At 49.3% G+C, this 9141-nt stretch carries 6 protein-coding genes and 1 pseudogene; 4 read left to right on the top strand and 3 right to left on the bottom strand.

Annotated features, from left to right (window positions below; all coding sequences use genetic code 11):
* Positions 1–163, top strand: a pseudogene (locus CBE68_RS17925) (IS4 family transposase); the annotation flags it as partial.
* A 52-nt stretch (positions 164–215) separates the two neighbouring features.
* Here the strand turns inward: CBE68_RS17925 and CBE68_RS17920 are convergent.
* Both CBE68_RS17920 and CBE68_RS17915 read right to left on the bottom strand, forming a co-directional pair.
* Positions 216–2546: a beta-galactosidase gene (locus CBE68_RS17920; protein ID WP_087507591.1), complete on the bottom strand. Its 2331-nt coding sequence runs from the start codon at positions 2544–2546 to the stop codon at positions 216–218.
* A gap of 191 nt (positions 2547–2737) precedes the next feature.
* Complete coding sequence (locus CBE68_RS17915; RefSeq protein WP_087507590.1) at positions 2738–5059, bottom strand: beta-galactosidase; 2322 nt, start codon at positions 5057–5059, stop codon at positions 2738–2740.
* A gap of 271 nt (positions 5060–5330) precedes the next feature.
* On the opposite strand from CBE68_RS17915, the gene CBE68_RS17910 reads away from it, so the two are divergent.
* On the top strand, positions 5331–5936 hold the full coding sequence (locus tag CBE68_RS17910) for a GntR family transcriptional regulator (protein WP_087507589.1): 606 nt from the start codon (positions 5331–5333) through the stop codon (positions 5934–5936).
* A gap of 76 nt (positions 5937–6012) precedes the next feature.
* On the opposite strand, the gene queG is transcribed toward CBE68_RS17910, so the two are convergent.
* Positions 6013–7164: a tRNA epoxyqueuosine(34) reductase QueG gene (queG, locus tag CBE68_RS17905; protein ID WP_087507588.1), complete on the bottom strand. Its 1152-nt coding sequence runs from the start codon at positions 7162–7164 to the stop codon at positions 6013–6015.
* 6 nt (positions 7165–7170) lie between these two features.
* Here queG and CBE68_RS17900 point away from each other — a divergent pair, with 6 nt between their 5' ends.
* Both CBE68_RS17900 and tsaE read left to right on the top strand, forming a co-directional pair.
* On the top strand, positions 7171–8682 hold the full coding sequence (locus CBE68_RS17900; protein WP_087507587.1) for an NAD(P)H-hydrate dehydratase: 1512 nt from the start codon (positions 7171–7173) through the stop codon (positions 8680–8682).
* Positions 8675–9139, top strand: a complete 465-nt coding sequence (tsaE, locus tag CBE68_RS17895) for a tRNA (adenosine(37)-N6)-threonylcarbamoyltransferase complex ATPase subunit type 1 TsaE (protein ID WP_087507586.1) — start codon at positions 8675–8677, stop codon at positions 9137–9139. Before CBE68_RS17900 ends, tsaE begins: the two co-directional genes overlap by 8 nt.
* Positions 9140–9141: the final 2 nt, after the last annotated feature.

Below are 9141 nucleotides of genomic sequence, written 5' to 3'. Positions count from 1 at the left end.
AGTGCCTTCAGTGCTGTGGGCTTATGAACAACTGGCGCGATTAGGAGGCTGGAAAGATACCAAGCGTACCGGAAGAGCTTCAGTTAAAGTGCTGTGGCAAGGATGGCGCAAATTACAAGCCATCCTTGAAGGGTACGAGCTAGCCAAGTCTCTTGAACTCTAAGATGTGATCAAGAGACAGCCCCAGAGGGTGGCTTTCGTCGGTGTCCAATTTGTTAGTTGCTGTTAAAGCGATTTGGATACATTTGGCTGTGTAACTTACGGGCAGCTTCAACCATCGGACGATACGGCGTGTCGGTGACATTGACGAAACCAACGTTGTAGTTCTCACCATCATAGGCTCGGCCGGTAATTGGCGAGTCCATGTACTGGAACCAGTGAGCACCAACAAAGTATGGATTTTCAATCACCGACTCCATGTACTCGGTGTACATGTCGGCGCGATCGTGTTGATCTGCGGCATGAATCAAACCAGGGTGGAACAAACCGTTGTCGTTGGCTCCAACATGGAATTCACCGATGATACTTGGCATATCAATGTCAGCTAAGAACCCCCAAGTTTGCGGGTGTAGGCCTTCTTTATAGATGTTGTAGCTCACTACATCGACGTGCTTAGCAGCGGCTTTAACAATCTCAATTGGCATGCCCCAATCAGGGAAGCGAGAGCCCAAGTACATGTGATTTGGCAGATATTTCTTAATTGCTGCGCTGACAATCGAGAAGTACTTGTCACCATAGGCATGAAGCAAGTCGGCGTAATCTTGCAGTTGAGTATCATTGGTGAGCGACGAATCAATGCCCTGATCAAAGGCTTGCCATGATGCAATGTTCTTATCCCAAGCTTTGTTCAACGCATCAATGGTGCCGTATTTGGCTTTCATCAAGCGAGTGAACTCGGCTTTGGTTGGCACATCGGCGCCGTTGCGGCCTAGCGTGTTGATCACAATACCGTAATGGAGGTTATTGTTTTCACCGCGGCCGAAGCTCTTTTCGTTGTCGATAAACACACCCATGCACCAAGGTGAGTCGTTGACTTCGGCAGCGACTTGTTTCACGGTTTTGATTGCCGCTTGTTCGAACACAGGGTCAAACACGTCGGGCATTGGTGCCCAGAAGTCAAAGTTACTGGAGACCGTTTTATAATCACCATTGATCCAACCATTGGCGACGTATGGAATTTTGCCATTGTCGTAGAAAATTGGATCGGCCCAGTTGCCAAGCGAGGTGAAGCCCCAGCTCAACATCCGGTTGATTGATACTTCTTTCCAAGCCCCTAGTGGATCTGAGTCGCCATACTTGCGTTGCAAGTTAGCACCATAGAAGCTGAAGCTCTCGCCTTTCTTCAATGCGCCAGAGTGGGCGTAAGGGCGGTAGCCATACCAGCGACCAAGTTTGTCTTCAAAGCGAGGTAGCCAACGGTACATTCTTGCTCGGGTGTCGGAAGCCACGTAGCGAGAGCGCTGCGCGCGTTTATTGATGCGCTGATCAGCAGTGCGGTGCTCTGGGCTAATGCCTGAACGCTCCTCGGGTTTCATTGCGGCTTGATCGTAGTCGAAGCCGGTCATGGTGGCGGTATTGTTTAACCGGACAATATCCAAGCCCGTGGAGAAGTAGAGGTAGCCCTCTGGATCAACGAGCGACCATTTGCCGTTATGTTTGGCGGTACGGAAGAAGCCAGTGGCTTCCAGTTTTGGTCCATCAGCCCAGCCGCCAAATTTGCTGTAGCCAGACATTACTTGGCCAGTCAGCTCGGGAGCTTCTTGCTCGCGGGCTTTGTCTAAATCAGCTTGGGAATAGACTTTGCCTTCAAAGTGAACCAATGCATTCTGACCATATTGATCGACGATGTGATCTAAAAAGTTCTCATTAAATGGCGGGTTTTGACGCAAACGAACATTGCTCAGGGTGATCTCTTTGTCATAGAGCGAGCTTTGTACGCTGATAATGATTTTGCTGATTCCCTTAAGATTCAGGTTCTTTTTACCCCACATGGAAACGAACATGGTTTCGTCGGATTCCCACGTTGGCGGGTTGCTGCGAAGGCCTGACTTGAAGTTCAGTTCCTGATGCTCTTCACCATCTGGCGTCCCTAAATCATGGCCGCTCATTTTGGCGTAATAGGTTTTGCTGTCACCCACTGGCACGGCAACGGTGCGGGTATAGTTGCCGCCGTCGATGTCGGTCATATCGAGATATATTTGGACCGAGCGTTCACCGGCGTTGGCTATGTCCATCGCGAGGTTGAAATCTTTCAAATCGCTCCAGTCGAACGGTGTTTCTGGTTCAATCATGACCGAAGCATATTTGTGCTTGGCAGTATCAAAATCCACTTTTAGACCTTGACCGGGCAGCATCGAGCCAGCTGCATTGTAAAACTTTACTTCAGCCGGAATGGTTGCTTGGGTTAGATCGAGTAGTGGCGTGCTCGGTTGTTGTGTGTTTGCTGCCATATCAGTTGCAGCGCTATTCTCTGTAGCATTATCGGCTTGGCAGCCTGCCAGCAATGCCAGCATCAAAGGGGCGATGAGAAATGATGATGATTTCATCGGGCCTAGCTCCCTAATTTGTTATGAACGTAGTGGGCTGTTGGGTGTTTAACCGTTAGTTTATGTTCTTTGTAGATTGTTAACAATTGATAATTGTGGTGGTTTTGTCATTGATCACATTTCATTAACGACAACGGACGCCGAAGCGTCCGTTTTTCACCTTCGCGACTCAAGGTCGCTCATGTTCGACGTTACTTGCCAAACCGGCGCGGATACATACTGCTATTGACGCGCCGTGCCGCTTCAACCATTGGTCGATACGGTGTATCGGCGACATTGACGAAACCGACGTTATAGTTTTCGCCATCAAATGCGCGGCCAGTAATGGGAGAGTCCATGTATTGGAACCAGTGGGCGCCAACGAAGTTTGGATTATCAATTACAGAATGCAGATACTCTTCAAACATCCGCGCACGGTCATTTTGATCGGAAGCGTGAATCAAGCCCGGGTGGAACAAACCGTTGTCCATGGCGCCAATATGAAATTCGCCGATAATACTTGGCATATCGATTTCATCAAGGAAGCCCCATTTTTGCGGGTGTAACCCCTCTTTGTAGATGTTGTAACTCACCACATCGACATGTTTGGCTGCTGCTTCAATGAGCTCTCTTGGCATTCCCCAATCTGGGAATCGAGCGCCAAGGTATAGGTGGTTTGGCAAGTAATGATCAATCGCCTTGTTGACGGTTTCAAAGTATTTGGCACCGTAGGCGTGCAGTAAGGTGGAGTAGTCTTTTAGCTGGGCATCGGTATTGAGCGTCGAGTCTGCACCTTGATCAAATTCTTCCCAAGATGCGAAGGATTTATCCCATGCCTTGTTCAATTCGTCGATTGATTGGTACTTGTCCTTCAATATACCGGTAAATGCAGCCTTGGTTGGCACTTCAGCACCATCTCGGCGTAGGGTATGGAATACGATGCCATAGTGACCTTCCGGGTGAGCGCCGCGGCCAAAGCTCTTTTCGTTATCGACAAATATACCGACACACCAAGGCGAGTTTTTCACCTGCTGCGCCACGACCTCAATGGTAATAAAAGCGCGGCGTTCAAACTCTGGGTCGAATACGTCAGGCAGCGGAGCCCAGAAATCATTGCCGCTAGAGACGGTTTTAAAGTCACCGATGATCCAGCCATTGGCAAAGAAAGGCACTTTGTTGTTGTCATAAAAGCTCGGATCAGTCCAGTTGCCGAGAGAGGTAAAGCCCCAGCTCATCATGCGTTTAACGGTGACGTCTCGCCAAGCGTCGATTGGCGCTTGCTCGCCGTATTTGCGTTCCAAGTTGGCGCCATAAAAGCTAAAGGTTTCGCCTTTGGTCATGGCTCCCGAGTGCGCTGAAGGGCGATAGCCATACCACTTCGCGAGAGGCTCATCGTGCGATGGCAGCCAAGTGAACATCTTGTTGCGCATCTCTGAAACTAAGTGGCGGGTTGGTAATGCCGCTTTGTTGATTGCCGCTGGGCCTTTTGAATCATCCGGGGTGACGCCATCATCGTAGACATCATCGATCAGCGAATTGTCGTAATCGTAGCCTGTCATGGTCGATGAGTTTGCTAGTCGCAAAATATCTAACCCAGTAGCGAAATAGAGATAGCCTTCCGGATCAACCAAACTCCATTTGCCCTGGTACTTCTCTGTTCTGAAATATCCGGTGGCATCGAGCTTAGGGCCATTCTTCCAGCCGCCAAACTTACCGAATTCTGGCATCAGTTCGCCAGTTAACTCTTTGGCTTCATTGATTCGGGCTTGCTGTAACTCGTCCATGTTATGGATTTTGCCCGGAAATTCGACGTTGGCGTTTTGGCCGAATTGATCAACGATTGCGGTCAGAAACTTATCATTGAAAGTTGGGTTTTTGCGCAACCTGAGATTGGTGATCTCCAACTCTTTATCAAACAAATTGTGTTGCACACTAATGCGAATCTCTTTGATACCTTTGATGTTGAGGTTCTTTTGGCCCCACATGGAGATAAACTGAGTGTCGTCCGATTCCCAAGTCTCAGGGTTGGAGCGGAGGCCCGAAAGGAAGTTAAGCTCAACGTTTTCTTCACCATCTGGGGTGGCCAGATCATGGCCGTGAATTTTGGCGTAGTAGGTTTTACTCGGTCCCATCGGGATGGCAACCGAGCGGGTGTAATTGGCGCCATCAATATCTTCAATGTCGAGGAAGATTTGTACCGAATGGTCGCCTGGGTTGGCGATGTCCATCGCCAAGTGGAAATCTTCCAGCTCGCTCCAGTCCCACGGTGATTCCGGACGCAATACCACCGCCGAGTAAAGATGTTGTTGACCAGCAAATGATACTTGTAAGCGCTGCTGGGTTGCCTCTTTAAGCACTGTTCCAGAGGCATTTTCAAATTCAATGCTCAGTGGGTTGTCGGTGGTGCTCAGCGGCATTAGCGCGTCATTTTCAGCCGAGGATAAAACGGTTGGTGGTTGTTGCGATTGGCCAGAATCACAGCCGAATAATAAAGCGGATATGATTGCGGCAGTACTGATGGAACGAGATGTCATGTGCGTTTCTCTGTCGTTGTTCTGGCGTTAAACAAGCTTTAAATATATAGCAGGTTATTTTTCTTGTTAATTGTTAACAGTGTAAAGTATTCAAAGTTCGATTATTGTCACATTTACACGGTTTTTTATCGTTGCGTTAACAAAATTGTGACTAATATGCATCTCACCAACAGGGCGTTTTCTGGACTTTTCCAGCGATGGAAAGATACAATCGCTGGCAGATAACGAGTTAACAATAGATTTTAGAAAACTAGCAATCGTGGGATTAGGGATGAGAGCAAAAAAAATTATTTCAGTTCGAGAACAAATTGCTGACGCACTTCGCTCTGACATTATCTCTGGCGATTTAGCCCCCAATACTAAATTAAATGAACATCAGCTTGCAGAACGCTTTGGCGTCTCTCGTGGTCCCGTTCGTGATGTCATTCTGAAGCTAACCAAAGAAGGTTTGCTGATTAGTAAAGATAACGTCGGTTCGTCGGTCAATAGTCCTCTGACTCCCGACATGCAGAAGCTTAGTATTGCGCTGCGTAAGAAAATTGAAGAATTTGCTGCTAAACAACTGATCGAAACGGTAACCGATCAAGAGCTTGACCACCTTGATAGCTTGATTGCCAAAATGGAAGAGTTGTTCGAGGCAGGTGAGTTCACTGAGTTGACCAAAACCGATATTGCTTTCCACCAGTATTATGTTGAGCTTGGCGGCGGCGACAGCTTATTGAATATCTGGTACCCAATTGTGATTCGGATGCGGATGAACTATCACCGGATTAAGAATGCCGACAAGCTGGTCGACGAGCACACCGATATTGTCAACGCCTTCCGCGCTCGAGATTACAAGGCCGCAGTCGAAGCGATTCGTAAGAACATCAAGTAAGCGTTACTCTCGACCTTATGAAAAACGCTGCCCTTTACGAGGAGCAGCGTTTTTTTGTCGCTGAAATCCGTCATGGTTAATCGGCATCACGCGGTAAACCGGTACGAATAGAGCGCACTAATCGGGCTGTTTTTCTTGATTGAGTCGGGATGATCTGCAATTGCTGCAGCGCCCAATCGATATGCTCGTCGACAAGGTCGCTAACCTGCCCGCGCTGTTGCTTGAGGATTGCGACTGCAGCATCAGTGCTTGGTCCGTTGCCAAGGGCGATAGCAATATTACGCTGCCAGCGCTCATAGCCGATCCGCCGAATCGGCGAGCCAGCGGTGTTGTTTAAAAAAGTCGTCTCATCCCAGCCCATCAAGGTCACTAAGTCATGAGGCTGCCACACTGGGCGATGCTGATAATCTGCTTCGTCGGTTGGCTCGGCTTCGCGGTTCCAAGGACAGATTAACTGACAGTCATCGCAGCCATAGATGCGATTGCCCATTAATGGTCGTAGGTCTGTATCAATGGCGCCATCGTGCTCGATGGTCAGGTAAGAAATGCAGCGATTGGCATCGACGACGTAGGGCTCAACGATGGCATTGGTTGGACAGATTTTAAGGCAAGCAACGCAATCGCCACATTGGTTGACTGCCAGTGTTTCATTGACTGGCAGAGGCAAGTTAATCATTAACTCGCCCAGAAAAAACCAACTGCCCGAATCACTATTTAATAGTAGCGAGTGCTTACCAATCCAGCCCAGGCCGGCTTTTTCCGCTATTGGTCGTTCTAGCACTGGGGCTGAGTCAACAAACGGTCGGGCATCGCTGGATTCGCCGAAATGTTCAATACAATAGTGCTGAATTTTATCGCCGAGCTGCTTGAGGCGTTTACGCATGACCTTGTGATAATCACGACCAACAGCATATCGGGAGATATATGCTTGCGAGTCATCATCAAGATCGCTCGCGAAACGAGCTTGATGCGGCAAATAGTCCATCCGCACCGAAATAATGCTCACTGTATTGGGGTGAAGTAGCTCGGGTCGAAAGCGTAATTCACCATTGCGCTCAAGGAAGCTCATGGTGCCGTGGAAACCGGCATTGAGCCATTGTTCAAAGGCTTGCTGATGGTGAGCTAACCGCAAATCACTAAAGCCAACATCGGCGAAACCTAGCGCTTTACTCCACTGCCTGATAAGGTTGGCCAGTTCACTCAAATCTGTTTCACTCGGTGCCGACATAAGCTCATGACTGAATTCGATGTTTCTCCGGCGAGTTTACCATATAAGCTCTACACGCCCGAACAAGTCCGTAAATACGAACCCGTTGCCGCTCAAATGGCAGGTGCAACCTTAGCGGCGCTGATGGAGCGCGCTGGTGAAGCTTGTTTCAATGCCATTAAGCGGCGTTGGCTCAACAAACAGCGACTGCTGATTCTATGTGGCCGTGGCAACAATGGTGGCGATGGTTATGTTGTTGCACGATTAGCGCGCCAGCATAGTTTTGGTGTGCAGCTAATTCAGGTAGGGGATCCCAATACCCTCAGTGGTGAAGCGGCGCAAGCTCGCGATAAGTGGCTGCAAAGTGGTGGCCAGATCTTACCGTTTGATGAAGCCAACCTCGAACAAGCCGATATTATTGTCGATGCACTGTTGGGCACCGGTTTGAATCGTCCTGTCGAGGCGCCATTCGACTACATGATTGAGGTGATTAACCAACTCGGTAAGCCGGTTTGCGCGGTCGATATCCCGTCTGGTTTATGTGGCACCACAGGTAAAGTGCTCGGCACGGCTGTGAGAGCCGAAATGACGGTGTCTTTTGTTGCCCGCAAGCAAGGTATGTATACCGGTCGGGCACCTGATTTTGTTGGCGATATTGAATTTGACGAACTTGGTATTCGACAGGCGTTTCAGGCTCAAATCGATAGTCATGTCGAGCAAGTGCGCTATGCCAATTTCAAGCACTTTTTGCGCGCTCGGCAGCGAACTTACCACAAGGGAATGTGCGGTAAAGTCTATGTGGTTGGCGGTGACTTGGGTATGCCTGGTGCGATTCGACTTGCCGCTGAGGCATGCCAACGCGCAGGGGCAGCCATTGTCACCGTGATCAGTCGCCCTGAGCACATCGGGCCTATTTTGTCCCATCGCCCCGAATTAATTGTCTCTGGTGCCCAAACTGCCAGTCCAACGTTACGTCAAACCATTGCTGATGTCGCTAAGGTGATTGTCGTGGGGCCGGGCATGGGCACAGAAAATTGGGGGCAGTCGATGTTTTCCATGGTTCGGGAAACCGATGTTCCTTTGGTTGTTGATGCCGACGCACTTAATATTCTCGCCGATAGTCCATCATTTCGTGACAATTGGATTCTTACCCCACACCCTGGTGAGGCGGCTCGATTACTCGATATGACCATCGAAGACGTCGAACTCGACCGCTTTGCTGCCGCTTCAGCGCTGCAGAAAAAATATGGCGGCATTGTCATTCTTAAAGGCGCTGGCACCTTAGTCACTGATGGCGAATACATGCGCGTCTGCCGTGTCGGTAACCCAGGTATGGCAAGCGGAGGGATGGGTGACATCTTGAGTGGTATTATTGGCAGCTTGTTGGCCCAAGGTATTCCTGCGTTTGAGGCGGCCTGCTTGGCAGTTTGTATTCATGGTGATGCTGCAGACTTGGCGGCTGAATTTGGCGAGCGTGGTATGCTGGCCAGCGATTTGTATCCACATGTAAGACGGTTAGTAAATCCGAGTAATGACTGAGTTGTTGTATCCGCTGGCCGATGAAGCGGCCACAGAAGCGTTGGGAATGGCTCTTGCTGTTCATCAGCAATTACCCGCCGTGGTGTTTTTACATGGTGATTTAGGCGCAGGAAAAACTACCTTGAGCCGCGGCGTGATGCGCGGTTTTGGTCATCAAGGTGCGGTAAAAAGTCCGACTTATACGCTAGTCGAGCCCTACCAATTTGACCATCATCAGGTTTACCATTTCGATTTGTATCGACTGGCCGATCCTGAAGAATTGGAATTCATGGGGATCCGCGAATACTTTGATGATCATTCACTTTGTCTCATTGAATGGCCAGAATGTGGTCAAGGTATATTGCCTGCGCCTGATCTGGAGATTACATTGACTTATGAGGGCCAAGGGCGAGTCGCTCATTTGGTTGCTCATAGCGAATCGGCAAAACGCGCGTTAGAGGCGTTATCCGCAAACTAAAA

This window comes from Neiella marina, from assembly GCF_002165625.1.
In the GTDB taxonomy this organism is placed as follows: domain Bacteria; phylum Pseudomonadota; class Gammaproteobacteria; order Enterobacterales; family Neiellaceae; genus Neiella; species Neiella marina.
The sequence above is the reverse complement of the archived record's forward strand: the minus strand, read 5'-3'. Positions and strand labels throughout refer to the sequence as shown.